At 40.1% G+C, this 21,842-nt stretch carries 23 protein-coding genes and 2 other RNA genes; 4 read left to right on the top strand and 21 right to left on the bottom strand.

Annotated elements, in window-relative coordinates; all coding sequences use genetic code 11:
* Nucleotides 1-171 precede the first annotated feature (171 nt).
* Entirely contained in the window at nt 172-348 is a 177-nt protein-coding gene (locus NYE58_RS01080) for a hypothetical protein (RefSeq protein ID WP_175617392.1), read from the top strand.
* 100 nt (nt 349-448) lie between these two features.
* Here the strand turns inward: NYE58_RS01080 and NYE58_RS01075 are convergent, their stop codons facing one another.
* The 3 genes from NYE58_RS01075 to NYE58_RS01065 all read right to left on the bottom strand — a co-directional run bounded on the left by NYE58_RS01075 (nt 449) and on the right by NYE58_RS01065 (nt 3,736).
* Entirely contained in the window at nt 449-2,269 is a 1,821-nt protein-coding gene (locus NYE58_RS01075) for a cyclic nucleotide-binding domain-containing protein (protein WP_081387383.1), read from the bottom strand.
* A gap of 12 nt (nt 2,270-2,281) precedes the next feature.
* Nucleotides 2,282-2,905 carry a hypothetical protein gene (locus NYE58_RS01070; protein ID WP_076219839.1) on the bottom strand — a complete coding sequence of 208 codons (624 nt, stop codon included), beginning with the start codon at nt 2,903-2,905 and terminating at the stop codon, nt 2,282-2,284.
* Nucleotides 2,906-3,052: 147 nt separating this feature from the next.
* Nucleotides 3,053-3,736, bottom strand: coding sequence for a Crp/Fnr family transcriptional regulator (locus tag NYE58_RS01065; RefSeq protein WP_076275899.1), 684 nt, complete (start codon nt 3,734-3,736; stop codon nt 3,053-3,055).
* 261 nt (nt 3,737-3,997) lie between these two features.
* Between NYE58_RS01065 and NYE58_RS01060 the strand changes: the two genes are divergently transcribed.
* Both NYE58_RS01060 and NYE58_RS01055 read left to right on the top strand, forming a co-directional pair.
* Nucleotides 3,998-4,468 (top strand): DinB family protein, encoded by a 471-nt coding sequence (locus tag NYE58_RS01060; protein WP_179086299.1) that lies wholly within the window; start codon nt 3,998-4,000, stop codon nt 4,466-4,468.
* 50 nt (nt 4,469-4,518) lie between these two features.
* The gene (locus NYE58_RS01055) at nt 4,519-4,902 is read left to right on the top strand and encodes a YdeI/OmpD-associated family protein (RefSeq protein ID WP_076275898.1); all 384 of its coding nucleotides are present in this window, start codon (nt 4,519-4,521) and stop codon (nt 4,900-4,902) included.
* Between the two features lie 162 nt (nt 4,903-5,064).
* On the opposite strand, the gene NYE58_RS01050 is transcribed toward NYE58_RS01055, so the two are convergent.
* From NYE58_RS01050 to NYE58_RS01035, 4 genes are all read right to left on the bottom strand, one after another.
* Nucleotides 5,065-6,381, bottom strand: coding sequence for a BaiN/RdsA family NAD(P)/FAD-dependent oxidoreductase (locus NYE58_RS01050; RefSeq protein WP_076220239.1), 1,317 nt, complete (start codon nt 6,379-6,381; stop codon nt 5,065-5,067).
* Between the two features lie 31 nt (nt 6,382-6,412).
* A complete protein-coding gene (locus NYE58_RS01045) occupies nt 6,413-7,720 on the bottom strand; it encodes an aminoacetone oxidase family FAD-binding enzyme (protein ID WP_081398313.1) in 1,308 nt (435 codons plus the stop codon).
* Nucleotides 7,721-8,383: 663 nt separating this feature from the next.
* Complete coding sequence (locus NYE58_RS01040) at nt 8,384-8,749, bottom strand: hypothetical protein (RefSeq protein WP_076275897.1); 366 nt, start codon at nt 8,747-8,749, stop codon at nt 8,384-8,386.
* A gap of 399 nt (nt 8,750-9,148) precedes the next feature.
* The gene (locus NYE58_RS01035; RefSeq protein WP_076275896.1) at nt 9,149-9,514 is read right to left on the bottom strand and encodes a hypothetical protein; all 366 of its coding nucleotides are present in this window, start codon (nt 9,512-9,514) and stop codon (nt 9,149-9,151) included.
* Nucleotides 9,515-9,945: 431 nt separating this feature from the next.
* Between NYE58_RS01035 and NYE58_RS01030 the strand changes: the two genes are divergently transcribed.
* The gene (locus NYE58_RS01030; RefSeq protein WP_076186845.1) at nt 9,946-10,149 is read left to right on the top strand and encodes a hypothetical protein; all 204 of its coding nucleotides are present in this window, start codon (nt 9,946-9,948) and stop codon (nt 10,147-10,149) included.
* Nucleotides 10,150-10,443: 294 nt separating this feature from the next.
* Here the strand turns inward: NYE58_RS01030 and NYE58_RS01025 are convergent, their stop codons facing one another.
* From NYE58_RS01025 to smpB, 14 genes are all read right to left on the bottom strand, one after another.
* Complete coding sequence (locus tag NYE58_RS01025; protein WP_341000913.1) at nt 10,444-10,854, bottom strand: hypothetical protein; 411 nt, start codon at nt 10,852-10,854, stop codon at nt 10,444-10,446.
* A gap of 71 nt (nt 10,855-10,925) precedes the next feature.
* The gene (locus NYE58_RS01020; protein ID WP_076275893.1) at nt 10,926-11,804 is read right to left on the bottom strand and encodes a hypothetical protein; all 879 of its coding nucleotides are present in this window, start codon (nt 11,802-11,804) and stop codon (nt 10,926-10,928) included.
* Between the two features lie 38 nt (nt 11,805-11,842).
* The gene (locus tag NYE58_RS01015; protein ID WP_341004225.1) at nt 11,843-11,959 is read right to left on the bottom strand and encodes a hypothetical protein; all 117 of its coding nucleotides are present in this window, start codon (nt 11,957-11,959) and stop codon (nt 11,843-11,845) included.
* Nucleotides 11,952-12,119, bottom strand: coding sequence for a recombinase family protein (locus tag NYE58_RS01010; RefSeq protein ID WP_341000912.1), 168 nt, complete (start codon nt 12,117-12,119; stop codon nt 11,952-11,954). Before NYE58_RS01010 ends, NYE58_RS01015 begins: the two co-directional genes overlap by 8 nt.
* Nucleotides 12,120-12,323, bottom strand: coding sequence for a hypothetical protein (locus NYE58_RS01005; RefSeq protein WP_341000911.1), 204 nt, complete (start codon nt 12,321-12,323; stop codon nt 12,120-12,122). It lies immediately after the preceding gene.
* A 9-nt stretch (nt 12,324-12,332) separates the two neighbouring features.
* Complete coding sequence (locus NYE58_RS01000) at nt 12,333-12,557, bottom strand: recombinase family protein (protein ID WP_254847761.1); 225 nt, start codon at nt 12,555-12,557, stop codon at nt 12,333-12,335.
* A 263-nt stretch (nt 12,558-12,820) separates the two neighbouring features.
* Nucleotides 12,821-13,157: a transfer-messenger RNA gene (ssrA, locus tag NYE58_RS00995) on the bottom strand.
* A gap of 1 nt (nt 13,158) precedes the next feature.
* A complete protein-coding gene (locus tag NYE58_RS00990; protein ID WP_341000910.1) occupies nt 13,159-14,568 on the bottom strand; it encodes a hypothetical protein in 1,410 nt (469 codons plus the stop codon).
* A gap of 156 nt (nt 14,569-14,724) precedes the next feature.
* The gene (locus tag NYE58_RS00985) at nt 14,725-17,298 is read right to left on the bottom strand and encodes a S8 family peptidase (RefSeq protein WP_341000909.1); all 2,574 of its coding nucleotides are present in this window, start codon (nt 17,296-17,298) and stop codon (nt 14,725-14,727) included.
* A 12-nt stretch (nt 17,299-17,310) separates the two neighbouring features.
* A complete protein-coding gene (locus NYE58_RS00980; protein WP_341000908.1) occupies nt 17,311-18,312 on the bottom strand; it encodes an AAA family ATPase in 1,002 nt (333 codons plus the stop codon).
* Nucleotides 18,313-18,481: 169 nt separating this feature from the next.
* A complete protein-coding gene (locus NYE58_RS00975; RefSeq protein WP_341000907.1) occupies nt 18,482-20,080 on the bottom strand; it encodes a recombinase family protein in 1,599 nt (532 codons plus the stop codon).
* Between the two features lie 103 nt (nt 20,081-20,183).
* Entirely contained in the window at nt 20,184-20,327 is a 144-nt protein-coding gene (locus NYE58_RS00970; RefSeq protein WP_341000906.1) for a recombinase family protein, read from the bottom strand.
* Between the two features lie 461 nt (nt 20,328-20,788).
* Nucleotides 20,789-21,153: a transfer-messenger RNA gene (ssrA, locus tag NYE58_RS00965) on the bottom strand.
* A 201-nt stretch (nt 21,154-21,354) separates the two neighbouring features.
* Complete coding sequence (gene smpB / locus NYE58_RS00960) at nt 21,355-21,834, bottom strand: SsrA-binding protein SmpB (RefSeq protein ID WP_036687155.1); 480 nt, start codon at nt 21,832-21,834, stop codon at nt 21,355-21,357.
* Between the last annotated feature and the right edge of the window lie 8 nt (nt 21,835-21,842).

The raw sequence follows: 21,842 nt of genomic DNA, 5'->3' as shown, positions 1-21,842 counted from the left end.
TAAAAAAGGTTCCGAAACAATCATTTACTCATATCTCCCCTATCTAACCGTGTTCTGAGCTAATGATTATAGGACAGCGAATGGATTGTGATCATACAACACGAATAGCCACACAGTAGCCAGCACATAATAAAATTCACAACCATTAGGTAATCAAGGAGGAATTTTCAATTGAGCGCAAGTAAACCAGACAAGAATCTGATCAACACTGTAAAAGATTTGGAAGCCACGCCCGTAAACAGCCTGGAAGCCCAACAGCAGCAACAAGCCCGTAATGATCGCCGCAAGCAATCCCAGCATGACAGCGACGGCAAATTCACGGAAAATGAAACCGGGAACTTTCATTAAAGTCAGGGATAATGTTGGCATCTTTTTTTCGAGCTGCAATAACGTAAAAAGACACCCTTCAAGGTGTCTTTTCTTTTACTACCTATGGAGCCGTATCAAATCATTTAATCCTTAGTGCCTGGCTACAACGTGTGCAATAACGTGTACCCGGCGGAGACATTGACCCGCAGCCTTCACAATAAAGCTCCTGCGTCATAGGCTTCACTTGTTCGTCATGTCGGATCGCCTCATTCATTGTTGGATTTAACATATTCAAGGCATGGAATTCCTCTCTTCTTCCCCTACGAATGAGTAAGAACAATAAAAAGAGACCCATAATCCCGACTACGGCCATAACACCGGCCTTCATCAGCCCCGGTTCAAAGTGATAATTCCATAATGCATGCATCACAACTACTACTAAAAACATTTCAATTGCGCGTCGCCATCTTGTCCATGGCTTGACGTCCCCCAAGCTCGAATTCTTATGCATGCTACTTGCATACCATATCCCCACAGTGGCAATCGCAGTCCATGTTCCATGACCGAAGGGCGATAATAATGCTCTCATCCATAGGACGGTAAGCATCCCTATTGACGATGCCTCGTCTAGATGAACCCATCCATAAATAACACTTTCCACTGCCGCGAATCCCATGCCTGCTGCCGCACCAAACACCACTGCATCCATTAGAAATTGGATTTTCCGCGTTCGAACGAGCATCACACAAATTAATAATTTCGCTGTTTCTTCTATTAGGGCTACAGACAAAGGTACGTAAAGCTGTGAAAAATCAGAAGAATTTGCTTTTACTTCAAAAAGCCATATCCGCTCTAAATACCAAGCCAGAGGGATAGCCACAACCGCGGTAGATACAAAAACTAAAACAAGTCTCCGCTGACGGAAGCCTATTAACTGCTGACTTCTCACAAAAGCTACGAAGGCTGCGGGACCCACCACTCCTCCAACAATCAAGGTGGCGATCTTCCACCATTGGCTATGAAGGAATAGTGCCAAGAAGGAGACTACAAGAAATCCACCTACCAGCCATAACAGCTGGTCAATCCACTTGTCTTTGGTTTTAGGTAGAGATTCCTTATCCTCGGCAATAGACTCCTCGCCGATGGCAATTGTAACTTTCTCCAGCAGATGGGGTGTTCGTATGTTTAGAACCTTAATGAGTTGTTGACGAACCGGAGCGTAATAGTCGAGTATAGTTAAGAACTCTAACTTGCCCATGATAAGTAATTCACTATCTTCTACCGCGATCAACGTGTGTGAGGCAGCCGTGTCTGTTAGTAACTCTGTCTCTCCATAAAAATCTCCTTCTCGAAGAACAGTCTTACGCCGCTTTTGGCCACGAAGCTCGATACTCCCGCTGTTAATCATGAAAAAATGATCAATTACCGCACCTTCCACGATAATCTCTTCACCCTTCGTGACTTTCTTGAACATTGTAATCTCTGCAAGACCCCGAAGCTCAGCATCAGGTATGACCGACCAGATTGTAGCTTTACGAAGCATACTATGGATCATTCGGATCCGTATGTTCACAAGCACACTCTCGTAAAATAATGGACTTAGGTTCGCCAAATATTCGAAGGATGGACGGTCTAGACGCAACGCCTTTACTGGCCCGATTGCCGTAACACTAGCTGATCTTTGTTCGTTCCGAATAAGACCCATCTCTCCCACTAACTCTCCCGGTCCAAGTTCAGCTAAGAGCAGTGTTTTCCCAACTAAGTTAACTGAGGTTACTTGCACCTTCCCTTGCCATAAAATGAAACAGTCCTTAGAGGTGGACGCTTCCATAAGAAGTCGTTGTCCATCCTCTAAAGACACAAGTGTTATAGCGTTAATTACATTTTGTAGCTCATCATCAGGAATACCTCGTAAAAACGGATGATCTCGTAGAAAATCAACTGCAGCTTTGGATATCATAGTTTTAACTCATCACCGCATATTCCCTATAATACTACTTCTGGAATCTTGCATTTTTTTAATAAAATTCGTCATTACATCGAAGGCTTCGTTACGTTTATTCGTTAAACTTTGCAGGCGCAGCATGTCCATTTGCTGGCTATTACTTGCACTATCAATCTGTGACTTGATTTGCCCTAACAGCTTCTCAAGTTCCCCTTTGGTTTGCGGTATAGCCATGCCCATAGCAGTAAACATAGCACCCTTGTCATCTACCAGCTCCACAGCAGAGCCGGCCTCAGCACCAGAAGGAAGCTTCCCTAGCTCTTCATTAATAACTCCCAACAATTGATTCAGTTTTGCGATTGTTTCATTCTGGGCTTGTACAGCTGTGATTTGATCTTTTAACTGACTCTCTAACATATTAGTACGATTCTCCTGCACAGCCATCATTGCGGTTTCAAGATCCATGCCCTGAATGTTAACCTGTGTCATCCCCTCCAAATTAACGCTACCTACCGAGTTTTGCGTGGCATTTCCATTCAGGGCATCCTTAACAGAGTTATAAACCGAATTGTTATATAACAAGGCCCCTCCTACAATGATCCCCAGTAAAAAAGTACCTGACATAGATAAAACCAATTTTTTTACACTCATTTCATTTCCCCTTTTCATTTATGGATGATCATTGTGTCATCACGATTAATAAAGCAAAATGTACGCGTTCTTTGTTAATATTGTTATATCATTTAGGGTGATTTATGGTCTGTAACCCCAATTACAAATTCAAACATTTGAACTCACTCAGATTACGTCAAGTATATTTCTAAGTCTATCTATGTTACACACAAGTATTTTCCTCTGATCAATACGTATCAACTGCTCATCCTGTAATCCAAGCAATGATTTTGTCACGGTCTCACGCGCCGTTCCTGTCATATCCGCCAGGTGTTGATGCGTTAATTTCAAATCGATTAGAACACCTTCATCAGAGGGCACTCCGTGCTGTTCTGTTAGACGCAACAACACGCGAGCAATACGCGTACGCACGTCGATAACGGTTAAGTCTGTTATTAATTTATTGGCATCCCGCAGACGATCTAATGCTGTTTCCAAAATGCCGATTAGTATTTCCGGATTACTTTTTAGTAAAGGAATGAAATCACGTTTTTTCAAAATACATAAGGTAGACTTCTCAATGGTCCTTGCAGAAGCAGAGCGCGCTCTTTCGTTTTGCAACAAAGCCATCTCTCCAAAGAAATCACCTTCTCTAAAAATAGAAAGAATTACATCCCTAGAGTGGTTATCTTGATAGATTTGAACAACTCCAGAGAGAACCAGATAAAGCTCCTCTCCCTCTTCACCCTCAAAAAAAATGGACTCTCCTTTTATATAAGTACGCTCGTTACATACCTTAGCAATTTCAGCTAAATATTCATCATCAAGATGTTCAAAGAACGGAAAATCCCGTAACAGTTGTGGGTTCATCTTCTAGAGGTTCCTCCAGTATAAGTAATAAATTTTTTAGGATTGAATCGCGAAACCTATCCTATATTGTAATGCTTTTAATTTAAGATAAATAGTGACAGCAGTCATTAAATTATGATGTGACATTTTTACATTTTATGGGTTTGTGATTGAGTATATTTCACAAATTTTCCAAATGCATCATCGTAAAATGGAAGGTTTTGGTTGTTTAGGACAAGAATAAAGTTAAGATTCTAAATTCCGAGAAGTGAGTTGATGAACATGAGTGATAAGATGGTGACTGTTTTTAGAAGACAGTTTGATCCAACCGTAGAAATGTTGAAGAATCTTATCGAAGTATGTCCTGATCATTTTTGGAAGGATGCCAAGCATAAATACTGGAAGCATATATTCCATGCTACAACCAGCATGAAATTTTGGTTTAGGCAGCAGAAGGATGAAGAATTCACGATACCTGACTTCGGTAAAGATATAACAGAAGACTTAGATAAGGAGTGCTCTGACTACCCTACTAAGGAGGAAATGACGGAGTACGTAGAGGAGATAATGAGTGTGGCTCGTAATTTTTTTGCTGAACTTACCGACGGCAGATTATTGGAACCATGTGTACTATACGAAGAAATAACTAAAACTGATGTTATCCTCATGCAGATAAGGCATGTTCAACATCATATAGGTTATTGCAACAGCATATTGAATTCGAATCACCTACAAACAGCAAAGTGGCTATGATAAAATTAGTGACCGAAATCAGCTTCTTTCCACGAGGAGTGTTATTTAATATGGTTTATGAATTTGATAGTGAGATATTCAATACTAATGGTAAAGTACCTATTCAAATCTCTGTTGACGGGTACGAATTTGACCATACTTTATTGCCGTCAAAGAATGGGCATTATTTTGTTTATAACGAATTTATTCGAAGAGCAGTACAAAAAGAGCTCGGTGATACATTACATATAATACTTAAGAAATGCGAGGAAAATCGTAAACTGATTGTTCCAGATTACATTACTACAAACCTTGAAGAGTACCACATGCTGAATACATTTCTAAACCAGCCTGATTACATTAAACGAGAGCAGATTAATTATATTGAGCTTGCTAAAAAGGAAGACACAAAAAATAGACGAATACTAACTCTAATTGATAAACTTAAGGATTAATAAAGGGACGACAATAAAGTTGAGGTAAAATAAAGACATCAGAGTTAAGCAACGAATAAAATGAGCACCAAACTTTAAAAAATCACAAAAAAGCGATGAGAAACAATCCTCATCGCTTTCACATTACTAAAACCAGACTTGTTACAGCAACCCTCTGTCCCCTTACGTGGTGCTGGCACGTCGCTTAGCAAGCGCCATAGCAGCGGCGTAGCCGGAGCTCCAAGCCCATTGCAGGTTATAGCCGCCGCAATCTCCATCCACATCCATCACTTCACCTGCCAAATACAGCCCAGGGACTAACTTAGATTCTAACGTTCCTTCGATTAGCTCCGTCGTATCGATGCCACCGGCTGTTGTTTGTGCATTCGTGAAGCTATTGGTATCGGTCACTTTAAATTCCCAACGTTTCAAGATTCGATAAAATATTTTCTTGGTTTTCCATGATAAATCCATACAAAGCAAGTGCGGCTGTTGATCAATTCCAGCCTCCTTCAGCAGAACTGGAATCAGTTTCTTGCTGACGATGCCCACAAAAGAATCGGCAACCGTCCGGTGTCCGAAGATCCCCCAGTGGATCTCCAGAAAATCAATTAACTCTTCCTCCGTGCGCTCCGGCATTAAATCAACCGACAATGTCACCGATTCTCCTATTCCGAGATTATACGCAGCCTTTCTGCTGAGCTGAAGTATGGGCGGGCCCGAGATACCATAGTCCGTAAAAAGAATCTCACCAGACTCAGTGCGGATGACTTCATTGTTTACGATAACATGGGCCTCTCCCTCAAATTTGATGCCCGATAGTTCCTTCAAATACGGATAATCCAGCTTCAATTGTACAATGCCTGGCACCGGGTTGATCAGGGTGTGCCCCAGGCGTTGGACAAGCGTATAACCGGAGCCGTCCGTTCCCGTTTTGGGAGCGGTAAGGCCGCCTGCACATAGAAAAAGATAGTCGCTGGTATACACAACCTGTTCCTCTGTCTCCGTCTGGCAGGTTATCGCGAACCGCGGATGTCCTGCCGAAACGGTAACATCCAACACTTTATGTTTATAATATACGGGAACATTCCGATCCTCCAGCGCCAGCTTAAATACACCCGGCACCGAAGCCGCCTGCAGCGACATCGGATACATCCGGCCATTCTCCAAGCTTACAAAAGGAAGCCCGAGTGAGGAGAAAAATTCGATCGTTTGGCGGACACCGAATTGCCGCAATACATGTATTGGGAATCCTTCCTGATTACTGTGATACTTGCGTGATAAAGCGGCCGCTTCATCCGTACCGGTGGCGGTGGATTGGTTCGTAATATTGCAACGCCCGTTACCCGTCGTTATTATTTTCTTCCCAAGCCGGTCATTGCTTTCAATAATTGCTGTATCAATACCTTGATCCCTCGCTGTAACTGCAGCCATTAGACCTGCAGCACCCCCACCGATAATGAACAGCTCGTGGTGCTTAGAAGTCTGATCCTTATACATGTTAATTGATGCATCCCTTTTCCTAATAAATTTATTGAATTGACTTAGCTAGCGCCATGGCGGCCACATATCCGGAACTCCAGGCCCATTGCAGGTTATAGCCGCCGAAATCTCCGTCGACATCCATCACTTCGCCAGCCAAATACAGCCCAGGCACCAGCTTGGATTCCAGCGTTCCTTCGATGAGTTCCGACGTATCAATGCCGCCGGCTGTCACTTGCGCATTCGTAAAGCCATTGGTATCCGTCACTTTAAATTCCCAACGCTTCAAGATTCGATAAAATTTCCCCTTGGTTTTCATCGATAGATCCTGGCAAAGCAGCTCTGGCTGTTGATCTAAGCCAGTCTCTTTTAGTAGGACAGAAACAAGCTTCTTATTGAAGATGCCAACAAGGCAATCCGCCACAGTCCGGTGTCCAAAGGTCTCCCAGAGCCTTTCTAAAAACTCAACTAACTCTTCCTCCGTGCGGCCCGGCATCAGATCAACCGACAATGTTACCTGTTCTCCTCTTGCAAGATGATACGCAGCCTTCCTGCTTAGCTGAAGAATCGGCGGGCCGGTAATACCATAATCCGTGAAGGCAATTTCACCCTGTTCACTGCAGATGACTTTACTGTTCACAATGATATGGGCTTGTCCCTGAGATTTGATAGTGGACAGTGCCCTCATATTCGGATATTGCAGCTTCAATTGCACAATGGCCGGCAAAGGCTCAATCAGGGTGTGCCCCAGACGTTCGGCAAGTGTATACCCAGGAGGTTCTTTTCCCGCATTTGGACCGGCAAGGCCACCCGCAGATAGAAGTAGATAGTCGCTAGTATAAACAACCTCCTCCTCTGTCTCCGTTTGGCATTTTATCTTGAAGCGCGGATGATTCTTCGAAACAGTAACATCCAACACTTTGTTATTGAGGTATACCGGAACATTCCGATCCTCCAGCGCAAGCTGGAAAATATCCAGCACCGCTGCTGCCTGCAGCGACATTGGATACATCAAGCCCTCCTTCAATCTTGTAAGTGGAAGCCCGAGAAAGGAGAAAAAATCTATAGTCTGACGGATACCAAATTGCTGCAATACCGCAAGTGGAAATCCGGCCTGATTACTGTGATACTTGTGCGATAAAGCAATTGCTTCATCCGTACCCGTCGCAGTGGATTCATTCGTAATGTTACAGCGGCCATCACCTGTCATTAATATCTTCTTTCCAATCCGGTCGTTACCCTCCAGAATGGCCGTATCGATACCCATATCCCGCGCAGTAACAGCGGCCATTAATCCAGCAGCACCTGCGCCGATAATAAACAGCTTGTGGTGCATAGAAGTCTGATTCTCATACATGGTTGGTCAATGCATCCTTTATCCAATTTTTCTAAAACACAGAGTCACTTTATTAAATTATAGCATAAGTATACTGGTTTTCATTTATATCTCCCTATTAACTCTTCCTATCCTAGGTTTGTCTTTTTTATCCCTATATAGAACCTTAAATTTATCTTTACACCTTCTTCACTGCAATCTTTAATTCCACATACGAAAGATACTGGATCTAGCAAGATACTCATTTTTTTGAACCGCCACGCATAGTCCAGATCATATTCTGAAAATATGAAAAAAGACACCTTTCATGGTGTCTTCAATAGTACTCCATATGGAGCCGGGGGAGGCGAACCCCTGTCCGAAGATAACGGCACATAAGCTTCTACAAGTGTAATTACAGTTTTGATGACCCCTAGAAGCATTCTAACCAATATTTGATGAGTCATTCTGATTAAGGAGACTGATCATAGGAATAACTCCTTAGTATAGTGATGCAATTATATAAGTTAATCGTGAATATATCGGTTTTTCACAGTGCTTCTTCGATACGCAGAAAGTACCTTTGGCGCTACAGATGATGGCTGGATCCAAGCAACAATTATGATCACCGACCTCAACGTTGAATGAAGAACGATGAACCTTCTGTATACTACCAGAAGGTTTACTAAAGTTTTTTAAAAATTGCTAATTCCCTGCGGAATCAAGATACGCTTCAGCTTCTTCTATTAATTCGTACAAGTTTGCAATATCTTTAAACATACGATTCATTTGCGTTTTGTAGAACGCCGTAGGCGCAACATACACCCATTTGTGTTTTGTGGACATTCCAGCTTTGACAGCATCTTCACCAGTTGGAGCAAGAATTGCCATCACCTCTTGCTTAAATACCAGACCACCAGTGATTACAGTCATACCTGTAAACCCTCGCTTAGTTTTCTTCAGTATCTTCGGAAATTGTTCTGCGTACGCAAAGGCATCCTCAACTTCCATACCGTCCGATGTTACAATAATTCTGTTTTTATTTTTAACATAATCAATAGTAAAACTCATAATAGTAATTCCTCCGAATGTTTTTGCTTTTGAATGCTTATGCCATAATCTTATATCAGTTCGAGCTCTTATAGATGTAGTTTCGGAAAATGTGTCACGAATTATTAACTTCAAAGTGAATGATCTAATTTTAGGTGTAGACAACATGTCTACAAAAATAAATACATTTAGTTCCCCATAATTCCTTGCCTGCATTCGTCTACAATTCAATCACTAAACAGCAAAAAAACCGCTATTTCAGCGGGTTTTCTTATGGGGCTGAGGGGAGTCGAACCCTGACCGAAGATAACGGTACATAAGCTTCTATGAGTGTAATTACAGTTTTGATGTCACAAAATTCATGACTCCCGCCAGAAGATTGTTTTACGGTGTAGTTGTAATTCTAAACTCAAAACTGTGCTATAGCGAAAAATCGGTATCACCCTTTTTATAGGAAAATTTAAGCCTATATGTTTCTTCTTCTTTTCCATAGGGCATTGTAGCAATTTTTATACGAGTATAATCAAGCCTGCTATCTTTTAAAACTCTCTTTATCAAGGCTATACTCCGTTCTTCTTCCGTAATGATACAAAATATATTAAGAGCATACTTTTTCGGGTCGGAAGTGCATTTACCCATATCAAAGCCATCAACACAACCTAAGTTAGTATCTACTAGAGATGTGTCCAGGTATTCTATTACTTTATCTCTTAACCAGTTATCACGTTGGCTTCCTTTTTCACTTTTCAGAGGATACTGTACTACTAACCAAAATCTTTCACTCATTCATAATCACCAGCCAATAAAGAGATTATTATAATAATTATAACAAAGAAACTTTGCAAAAGGGTACAGTTAACAATAGTATGGGAACCATCCTCATGCGGACGGTATTCGTGGTGGTAGAGAAATCTTTTGCAGTTTAAAAATATGCATACCAAACATTCCGAGACCTCATAGTAGACATGATAAACCACAAGTACACATTTGAGGAATTGGCTGAAATCATTAAAAAGCAATCTGGAACCTTTCGTAAAACGAACAAACCAACTTTGAACAGAGGGTCCCTGACTAACCATTTTCTTGAGAAAACTTTTACTCACTGGTTTAAAATCGCAGAGCCTTCCAAAGCACAGATTCGGATAAACAGGGAGATTGTGCAACTGAATTTTTATGTGGTAGAATCTGCTAACGTTAGCGGTTAAGGAGGAGATAAAATGGATACGGAAGTTTTGTTTGAGCTAGGAGAAATAGTAGTAACACCAAAAGCCCTACAGATGATCCGTCACGCAGGTTCTATTTTCCCACTAAATTGTCACGCATATGGTAAACGGGGAGACATCAGCGAGGCTGACTGGAAACTCAACGATTGGGCAATTAGCCATGGGGAACGACTAGTCAGTTCTTACTCTGAAATTTGACAAAAAAAGATATGTTTGTTGTAACCGAAAGGGATGGGAGTATCACAACGGTGCTACTGTGTGAGAAATACCGAGAACAGCAAACAACCATGAACTTGAGAACGAGAACATACCAAAAAATAAAAAAATGTAAAACATCGAAACCATTGTGAAGGACAACGTTATAGAAGACCTAAAATCCAGAACAAATGCTCTATAAGAGACCTTCAAGCAAGAACAAGAAGTTCTCTTCTCATGCTTATTTTTTCAGATGATCTTAGATGATTTACTTAGTTGTAAAGGTGGACCACAAAATTATTTAATTTCTTCTATTTCTTCTATTTTTAATTCCTCTCGATTTAGAATAATTTCCTTAATTTTTTTTTCTTTGACTAAAAAAACTTTCTCAAAAGTATGATCAGATGCTATAGGATTTACTTTTATACTTAATTTCTGATCTTGGTAATCTATGTTTACCATCGATACTGTATATTTTTCATTATTCTCTTCATTTTTATAATTTAAATATACGTACATGTTATTTTCATTTTTAATTCTGCCTAGGTAGATACCGTTATTTTTATCTTTACTATCTATCCATTTACTCACTACACCTTCAGTTTCATTCGTATCTAGATACTGTATATTTATTGTGCTACGATTCATGCACCCAGTGACTATTGCCATTAAAGAAACCAAAAGGAGTAATAGAAACTTTCTTTTCATCATTTAACCTCTTTTATATACGGTGTATTTTTATAGACAAACTTAATCGCCTCGCTTATGAATTATTTTAGTTACAGAGCGGAGTAAACATAATTTTCAGCTTCTTTACTTACTTGGTATGAAAATGTTACTGCTAATCCGCCTGGGTAAGTCACTGTCGGCGAACCTACAGACAAAAAAGTATGTCCATATGCTGGTTGGATTGCGACTTCAGTTACTTTGCTATTTTTAGTTAATCTATAATTGAAATTACCTGATTTTGCATAGGCTTCAGTACCATTGATTGCATAACCAAGACCAAACTTAATAGATGCACCTGTATTTATGTTTGGTACTACTGTTGGATTAGCTGTTTTAATAAACGCCCCTGTTGTTAGATCAACGTAAGAAATAGTAGCATTGCTATTTGAATTATCTAAATACATTCCTTCTGACCAAGGTACTGCCACAATGTCAGTAAGAAGGAAGTTCGGCGCACTAGACCAATTGTAGTAAGTTGAGAAAGTAATAGAACTGAATGTACTTGAACTCGAAGAACCGTTTCTATAAGTAGATAATGATAACGTAGCAGATGCACGAGCTAACTGTTCTTCTGTGCCACTATAATTTTGGATAGTGGTTATTTGTTTTTCATCGTATCCTGCATTCTCTAGCAAGGACTCATCTAGTTTTTGTAACTTATTCACTTTCACTTGCATACTCGCTTCGTAATCGAAATTCTTAATATACTCAATATCTTCTTCAGTATAACCCATTGCTTTTAAATCCTCAAAAGATGTACTCTGAATTTTTTTGAAAGAGTCATACTCATTAGAAACTGTTTGACTTACTAGAATCCCTTTACCTCCCTCTGCAGGATCAACAGGATTTGCTGATGCAGTGTTAAAAAGAGCACCGAAAGAAAGTACGCAAACCAATAAATATTTTGGAATAATTTCCAGTCTATACATGAGGACTTTTTACCCATCACTTTGAAGTTACAGAACATCTAGAGACATTGATTCGTATAACAGTGGGAGCACTGTTCAAATAGTTCCTTCGTAATCAACGCTGGATGAGCATTCTTGGTGATGATTTTGCTTCCGATATACGATTCATTAAAAATAATTGCGCAGATGGTACTGACTGACCATGTTCCAACTTTTTTCCGTAGACACTTGCTGTTGATTCAATTCAGATGCGATTTTATGGTAGCCTTTGTTTTCAAAAGCATACTGATTAAATACCCACCCGATAATATCTATCTCTTCACGCGGCCCCGGCACTCACACCGACTTCGTATTCTGATGTCCCAAAGCAATGTGTTCCGTCCGATATCCGTATGGCGGCGTTCCACCATTGTCGTAACCCAGTTTGACCTTTTGAGTCATTCCTTTCCACACCTCTACAGCAAGATTGGCATTGAAGAAATCAGAAATAATTTCAAGCATTCCCTCCAGCAGCATATTTTGCAGCGTCTCCCCTTCCATCTTCTCCCTTCACCCCAAATTGATTAAGCAGCACCTTGCAAAAAGGTGATTGGAGCGTTTGGCTAAAGCGATCATCTTTTGAAATTCCGGACGATCATCCGTTTTGACAGATTTCCCTTTTTCAATAAACTCACCGACGATACTCCACCCCTTCTCCAAACAATATTGTTGGGGCTTAATGAGCAGGAATAGACAACTCTTTCTCTGCTTGACGCTCAGATGACACACGGACATAATATGTTCATAATTACACTTTCCTTTCGTATATGATTTTTGGGCATAAAAAAGCAGGCACACCCATGAGGGCATACCTGCTGATAAATGAGGCCAATATTACCTGGACTGTCTGCGACTCAATAAGAAGCCTGATCGGTATTCCACAGTTCCATGTCAATAATCGCAGGTTGAGCATCTTCGGTCACGATTAAATCATTTCAGCACGATAACGTAAAAAAGACACCCCTAAAGGTGTCTTTTACTTTACTCCATATGGAGCCGAGGGGAGTCGAACCCCTGTCCGAAGATAACGGCACATAAGCTTCTACGAGTGTAGTCACAGTTTTGATGTCACCCGAGTATCGCCCCGTAACCGGCTATACGTTGGGTCAGCCTGATTGTCTTCTTCAGCTCACCGCAGGCGGAGATGAGACAGCGTATCCCACTATTTGTTAGCCCCTATCCCTGTCACATGGGCGATGCAGAGTAGAAGCACGCACACAGTTTCTTAGGCTGCGAAAGCGTAGTTGTTTTGTTGTTTGCCGTTTAATAGGCTTTAGCGTTGATGAAGCGGACGCGTCCCCACTACTCGCTACTCATGCTCGAACTATCCCCGTATTTACTGAGTTTCTGGCTTTTTTAAAATATGAATCCTTATCCATGAGATTATTGCTTTTCTTAAAATATTTCTAGCTTTAATATATTTATCTCGCATCCTAAAATATTCCGTTTGAAATGTTACATCTAAGCTAAGAGCAAATTCTTGAAAGAAAAACTCTCCCGAATGGAAATGCCCCGACCTAACATTCCCATATAAAAAGTCACATAGATCTTTATCGTAATCTTCCTTCAAATACTTTGACATAAATTCGCTAAAAGAAACTTTTTTCCCTTCTGCTTTTGCCAAAGACTCCACAGAAGACACTAGGTATGAAATCATTAATGTTGATTCTCTAGCCCCAGCGGTATGAGAAAGATTATACAGTCTGCAACAGTTTTTAAATGCTTCATATTTTTTATTATCGTCTGACTTTAATTCAATTAGAGACTTGTAAAATGCTCGTATATTTCTTGGGATTTTTAATTCAAAGCCATAATAAGCAGACTCATTGATATCTTCAGAGTAATATTCTCGCATATCTATTGTGGGATTAGTAATCTTATGTCTTAGAAACGTCTTTTCTAGATTTTCATTCATTAAATGATCATTATTATAAATCATTGTTGATTTTGCTTCAAAATTTTCATTCACAAATCCTATATTGTAAAAGGCAGGCTGTTCAACCGCTTTGTAATCTAATTTATGCCTTAACCCGTTCATATTATCCATAACAAACAATTCCAATTCGTTATCATAGAATGCTTGCCTTTCAAACTCACCTATTAACCCACCATCAACCTTTCTAATATAATGTGTAAACTTTGAATCAAACACATGAAAACCTGTATCAATTAATACGGATAAAAAGGATATAAACTCTTTAGTAATATTGTATGCTTTTGAACGTGCTTGACTTAGTGAACTAGCATCTACTTCTACATCAAAGCATACTATTCTCTCAGCGACTGTGTTTTTTTGTTTCTCATTAAACAAAGGTTTGAATTTGATTTTATTATCCCACGTTATTACGTATTCTCCTTTGAAACCAACGTCATGTTCAATGAAACAATATATCCTCACTGTGTAGCTGGCTTTTTTATCGCCGTAATCATTCTTCGTAATAGGATAGTACAACTCACTAAAAAAATAGTGGTCTAGATCATATGAGTTAATATTTTCATCAGGAGAATAAATAGTCATTTTATTTAATTGCTTCAATTTACCTTTGTTTAAAATGTATACATCCACATTAATTTGAGCTTCTTCTTCTCTGATTCTGTCTATAAAACTAAATCTATATACATCAAATTCTTCAACGTATTCATGAATGACCCTTAATTGATTTTTCTTTTGGAATTCATTCTTTAAGTAATCATCTAAAGATGAATTGTTAATCGGTATTTCAAGTTTTTTTTCTATCTTATTCATTTACTCATCCCCATAATCTTCACAGTCTTGACCACTTCTAGCAGCAAATTTTAGATAAACATGTCTGTTTACGCAGCATGTCGCATCATTACCTATGACCTAATTGAAAGGGGCTAACTTTTTAGATGCAAAAATTACTTTAGAAATTGATCAAAACTACTCTTGAATTCTTTCTTCGACTTCTATCTCCTGTTCCACATTATCAATTTCAACTTCAACAAGATTACGAACCAGTTCATAGATTTTTATATCCTGATTAACAGCTTCCAGGCTAACCACCAAAGAATACTTTGCAGGTACGTTGGCATTCCAGCCCTTATGTCCACGAACTGCTACACAAAAACCATCTCTCAACTGATTCGACTTAATTATAGTCCAATCTTTTTGCAGTGTACTATGAGATCGTGAAAAGTCTTTAGCTTGCCCATAGTTACTTTGTTCGCCTATAACCCAATCAAAACTACCATCATCATCAACAGCAGAACCCGTAACCAGAATTCTTTTTGCGAATGAATCAATATCTTCACCAATCTTACTGCTTCTCCAATCCAACCAAGTAGATAAGTATCTACCAATTGTTCTTCTTGTACTTCTTGGCATAGCAGCATATGACAAAGTTATTTCTATCCGAATATCAAAATCTTCACCAACCGAATATAATTCTTCAGGAATAGGAACCTTAAAAATATGCGATTGTTCTTCGGTAAGGTACAAACATTCTTCAGTTACTAAAGTAACACGGTATTCATCATTCTTTGTTGCTCTCGTAACATCAGGGAGCCCGTAACCAATATGTCTGATAATGTCTTGTGCGTTTACAAAGTTCTCATTTATATTTACTGGCCATTGTGCAGATTGTGTAATTAGGGCTCTATAAAGTAAGGCAGGAGAATTAGGGAATATTTTTTGAATTTCAGCAGCAATATATGCAACTTTAGGTGTTGAAAAGGATGTACCTATCGCATCTCTTGAAGAAGCAGCACCTTCTGGTGAAACTCTAATCAAATCAGGACAAACCTCTGGCGGGGTAGTAAGCCGTACATCATCGCCCTCTTTATTTTTAGCCCATGTCCCTCCATACTCAACTACATCAGGTTTAATAGAATTCCAAATCCCCGAACCTGACCGCGAAAAGGCAGAAGGCTCATTTTCCCCACTTATACTTACTGTATCCTCTGTTTCATAGCTTGAATATGTTATAGACCCTACTGTTAAAGCCTGCATACTCTGTGCGGGATTGGCAATCCTTGAACGCTCTTCAAACAAGTACTTTGGATATGGAATCTTCTCATTATAAAAATCTTTAATGGTATCCATATAAATGTTACCTGCGGCTTGTATAAATAAAACATCATTTTCATAACTTTGTACATCAATTTCCGCAGCCCACGGCGACATATGTTTAATTTCGCATGAATACCTCTCCGCGATAGAATGATTGAAAATCTTAGTTTTCTTATCCGCTTTTTTTGCAAACTCATTTACAATGGCTTTGATAAAAAGTGGCGGAAAAATACTGCTTTGAACAGCATATTCATTGTTTTCATCTAAAACACGTGCATTCCTAATAAAGCATGGGAGTTGATATGTACCTTTTTTTGGTATCTCAAAAGGATATAGAATTGCCCCAGCAACTCTAGTACCGTGACCGCCATTACTGACTCCATCTGAAACTAATGTGGTACCCCTCACATAACATTTAGAGTCGTCACTAAGCACTGCTTGTTCAATATATTTATGTCCTTCTTGGATTCCACTATCAATAACTACAACAATCGGTGCGTCCTCATCTGGTGGAATTATTATGATATCTGGGTTTAACTCCTCTATAACAGTCTCCGTAGACTGCCCAATACATAAATCTCCAACGTATTCAATTGCAAATATAGGGGAAAAATTATAGACTAAGTCACGTAAACATTTTCCACTTATGTTAACTCTCACTGAAAAACTATCACAGAACTCTAAAAATGTTGATTCTCCATCAATATATGAACTTATAAACTCACCTTTGTAATGAGCAATAAACTCTCCAAATTGCTGTTCTCGATTTGATTTTAATTCATCCCACAAGTCATAAGCCTCAAAATATTTTTGTCTCCAACTCTGGAATTTCCTGCTCTTTTCAAACTCTTCTTCACTTACATCATCTGGTTTTATTGGCTTTTTCTTTAATTCGAATATGTGTCCGGAACAACTGATACTAACATCAACTTCATAGTTCTCATTCTCATTTACTGTATTCCAAATGCCCAACAAATTCTTCCCAAACATTTTTTCGAAACGTGCTTCATCTTTGTGGAAAGCATATATACGAGCAGGTGTATTACATCTATCCGAGACTTCATTAATAAATTCATCTGTCTTCATATTCAAAGTTGCAAAATTCATGTCACCATTTGAAACAATTACATAGCCATTTTCCAGTTCAGAGACAACCTCAAATCCTAAACCCTTCAGAAAGCTAACATCGTTATTAGGATCTATTTCCAACAATATAGGAATTCCCGTTCTTATTTCCGGCAATTGCTCTTTGACTCGTTCCTCTTGTTGTTCTTTCCAAAACTTAGATAACTGAGCAGCTTTTCTTTTTATATACCCCCCATGCTTGACACGATTTTTTTTATTCTCAAGTGTTCTTGGGTCTTTAGCTCCCCCGCCCCAAAGTTTTGGCTTCCCATACAAGATCATTGATAAGGGAAGATGTGAGAAATCGCCTGGCTTCGCCATAATTTCACCTCATTAATATTTCATAGAAACGTCTTTAATCACACCTAAAATATGCTCTTTTTTTACAATTTTAGAACCCTCAAGAATGCAGCTCTTAGCAGCATTTTGTGCTATTGTGACAATGTTAGCAGCAGAATGCCCTTCGAGTTTCTTCGAAAGAAATTCCCAATCCATCTCCTTACTAACATTCATAGCAGAAAAAGTAATTATAAGCAATTTTTTTATCTCTTCAATAGAGGGTTTGGGTATCTCAATGACATCATCAAATCTTCTAAACAACGCCTCATCAAGTGAGACTTTTAAGTTTGTAGTAGCTACCACAAGACCCGGCGAATTATACTCGTCTAATAACGTCAGCAGCATATTCACAATTCGAGGAACCTCTCCAACATCCTGGCTAGAAGTTCTGGATTTAGCAATAAAATCACATTCATCAAGTAAGAGGACTACAGGTTCATCTTTACAATAATCAAATACAGTTCTCAAGTTTGATGCAGATTCTCCAAAATATGAAGACAGCAAAGAATCGAATCGCACCTTTAATAGAGGCAAACCCAAGTTCCATGCTAGTCTTTCTGCGGCTAAGGTCTTTCCACAACCAGGTGCTCCATATAAAAGAACTTTTTTCTTTGGAGTAAGATTAAACTTAGCCAATCTTTCTTTAGCAGCATATTCTTTTTCAATGCACAAAAGCCTATTTTCGATTTCATCATTTAGAATCATATGGTGTTTCAATTGATCACGTGGAACGTACGAAACTAATTGCGTATCATTACGTTTGCTTGTAGGCAGTGTGCCCATCCCACTAATATTGCTTTTATCGTTCTTGTATTGTGCAAATGTATTATTTGTTTTCGGCTTTTCATTATATTTAATTTTTTCAAGGGAATCCGCCAAAACCTTATGATTAATATCTCGTTCACTTGAAATTATAAGATCGGCTATCTTCTTTAAAGCAACTATATCCTCTGAAAAAATCGCTTTGAAAAGCCTCTTATATAAATCTGCATTCATAATTAACTTATCCTTTCTATCTCTCACTATTCTAAGAAAACCAAACCATCATGATTACAGTTGACAATTGTATTAACCGCTTCAACATCTTTACATTACTTACACACATACTCTCACACCATGAATTCACTGTCAAAACAATTGTCAACCGCTTCATATAAGAGCTTTATTATAGTTCAGCAACTATCTTCTTCTCGTACAAAACCTCAACCGCATTCGCAAACTGCACTGTCATATATACATTCTTCGTCTCCCTATGCACTGCCACATTAGAAACAAACCTCTTCACCCACTCATTCATCAACTGCGGACTCGGCGTTTCCTCATCCAACAATGCAATCATTGCCTTAATGTCTTGCTGAAGCGTCTGTAAGCTCTCCTGCGATACATTAAACGCTTGATTGGCTGACTGGTGCTCGGCATGCTCTCTTCGCTTCTCCGTCAATTCTGAAAACATTTCGGCAATTATCTCCGCGTAATATACCTTACCGCTGCCGGATTGTACTTCCTGCTGCATCTGTTCAACCCGTTTCTCCAAGAAATTAATCTCAGCTTCCATGTTTGCTGCCGATACGATCTGGTGACGATTGGCTTCATCATGATACTTTCGAATCTCTTCCTCCAATTGATTGTCGAATGTAAGCCTCAGTAATGCACTACGCAGCTTATTGACGACAACCTGTTCAATACGATCTTTCCTCCAGCTTACATAGGGGCAGAACTCTTTACCCTTCCGCATGTAGCCACCGCAGACATAATATTTCTGACCCCCATACTTTTTTGTCGTTGATGTTGAGTTGCCAACCATTCTTGACCCACACTTATCACATGTAAAAATACCTCTGAGCCAAAACGGTGAAGCTGGCTTGATTTGATATGGATTATGAGTCACGCCGCCCCCATTATCCCTCTTCTCGGAACGCTGCTGACAGAGCTTGAATAATTCTTCATTAATAATGGCTGGATGTGCATTCTCCGTAATGATCCATTCAGAGCGATCCCGCCACTTCTTCCCTTTGGTTTGATAGTCCTGCTTGTTCCATATTCTACGGCCCAGGTACGATTCATTATGGATAATGGCTTGAATAGTGCTGGCCGACCACTTTCCTCCTTTTTGCGTTGGAACATTGCTCTCATTCAGGAGCGAGGCTATTCGCTTGTAGCCCATCTCTTCATAGGCATACTGATTGAATATAAAACGGATTGTATCAATCTCTTCCCGTGGTCCAAGTACCCATACTGCTTTTGTCTTTTGGTTACCGAGTGCGATATGATCAGTACGGTAAGCATATGGAGGCGTACCACCGTTGTTGTAACCTTGCTTCGCGTTCTGAGTCATTCCTTTACGGACTTCTACGGCCAGATTAGCATTGAAGAACTCAGAGATCACTTCCAGCATCCCCTCAAGCAGCATATCTTGCGGAGAATCAGCCTCTGTCTGTTCAACAATGGAGATCACCTTAACCCCGCATTGCTTCAGCAGAGCCTTGTAAAGCACATGATCGTCACGGTTACGCGAGAAGCGGTCAAACTTATGAACTAGAATAGCTTCAAAAGAACGATTTGTACGTTTCGCCATTGCAATCATTCGCTGAAACTCTGGACGATCATCGGTCTTGGCGGACTTGCCTTTTTCGATGAATTCATTAACGATAGTCCACCCCTTAGTTTGGCAATATTGCTGCATAGCTTTGAGCTGGGCCGGGATTGATAATTCTTTCTCTGCTTGGCGTTCCGAAGATACACGTGCATATACGACTACTTTCATTACATTCAATCTCCTTTTTATAGATTATTTTGGACACAAAAAAAGCAGGCACACCGTCAATGCGGCATACCTGCTTGGGGAAAGCTATTCGATTAAATATTTCTCATTTGAACTTTGCTGGCCTACGAAGCTCCAAGACCGACTGAGCAGTATTCCAGAGCTTATCATCTATGATTGCGAGATGGGCGTCTTTTACAACGATCCATTCAGTCTCAGCATTTCTGGTGCCTTCTACGATCAGCTCCATTCGTTATTATTATATCATTTTTCAAGGGTTATGAACCCTGCAAAGATACGTAAAACCGCTCAGATTGACTCAGGTTGTCGTTTGAAATATTCAGGTACAGATATGTGCAAGAGTAGAGTAATTGAATAACAGAGAAGCTTTGGAGGCTTTGGAGGCTTTGGAGGCTTTGGAGGCTTTGGAGGCTTTAGAGAGGTACTTTGAGAAGTAGTATTAAAGAATTGAGCTGCGGATGATGAGGCATGGAGGGCAAAAGCACAACGCCGAAGGGGTTTGTATCTCATCACTGGTTACGTGGCGGCCAAAACCTCCTGTCTCCGTATAGCCTCAGTGAAACTCACTCTATCCATTAACAGCAAGCCTCAGAAACCGCGTCGTAACAAGCTTTTTAACCACCATGTATAGTCCAAAACAACTGCTAAAACGAAAAAAGACACCGATTAAGGTGTCTTCACTGATACTCCATATGGAGCCGAGGGGAGTCGAACCCCTGTCCGAAGATAACGGCACATAAGCTTCTACGAGTGTAGTCACAGTTTTGATGTCACCCGAGTATCGCCCCGTAACCGGCTATACGTTGGGTCAGCCTGATTGTCTTCTTCAGCTCACCGCAGGCGGAGATGAGACAGCGTATCCCACTATTTGTTAGCCCCTATCCCTGTCACATGGGCGATGCAGAGTAGAAGCACGCACACAGTTTCTTAGGCTGCGAAAGCGTAGTTGTTTTGTTGTTTGCCGTTTAATAGGCTTTAGCGTTGATGAAGCGGACGCGTCCCCACTACTCGCTACTCATGCTCGAACTATCCCCGTCGAATCCAAGAACGGCCCCTCATTAAAAAGGGCGCTTCGGATCAAGCGGATCTTCCAAGCAAGAGAGATCCAATCTACAGCTTCTTATTCAAGAAAACTGTAACGAAGCAATAACTAACTTACTTACTCAGTATAGCACATTTATCAACACTTTAACACGTGGGTTAAAGGAATTGAAGGTTGAAACTGGAACTCCTTTGAAACGTCTAGTTCTCCCAGATTATCTGGCGATCTTTTGCTTATCACGCAGTACACGCTGGATATCACGTTGAGCATCTCGCTTGGCAGCCGAGTCACGTTTGTCATACTCTTTTTTACCTTTACCAAGACCAATCAGCAGCTTCGCATAGCCATTCCGCACATAAATCTTAAGCGGCACAATCGTAAACCCATCTCGCTTGGACAAGCCCAGCAGTTTATGAATTTGCTCCTTATGCATTAACAATTTACGTGTGCGTGTCGGATCAGTAGGATTGGCACGGTTACCTTGTTCAAAAGGGCTGATATGCATGTTGTGAATCTGAATCTCACCATTGCGGATCGTAGCAAAAGCATCTCCAATATTAGCGCGGCCATTACGCAGCGACTTGATCTCTGTACCCGTCAGCACCAAGCCAGCTTCATAAGTATCCTCGATAAAATAATCATGGGAAGCTTTCTTGTTCTGGGCGAGTACTTTCCCGTCTGCTTTTTTACCCATGAGAATCA

Source organism: Paenibacillus sp. FSL L8-0708, from assembly GCF_038009325.1.
GTDB lineage: Bacteria > Bacillota > Bacilli > Paenibacillales > Paenibacillaceae > Paenibacillus_AQ > Paenibacillus_AQ odorifer.
Note: the sequence above shows the minus strand (reverse complement) of the source record. Positions and strands in the feature narration are given on the sequence as shown.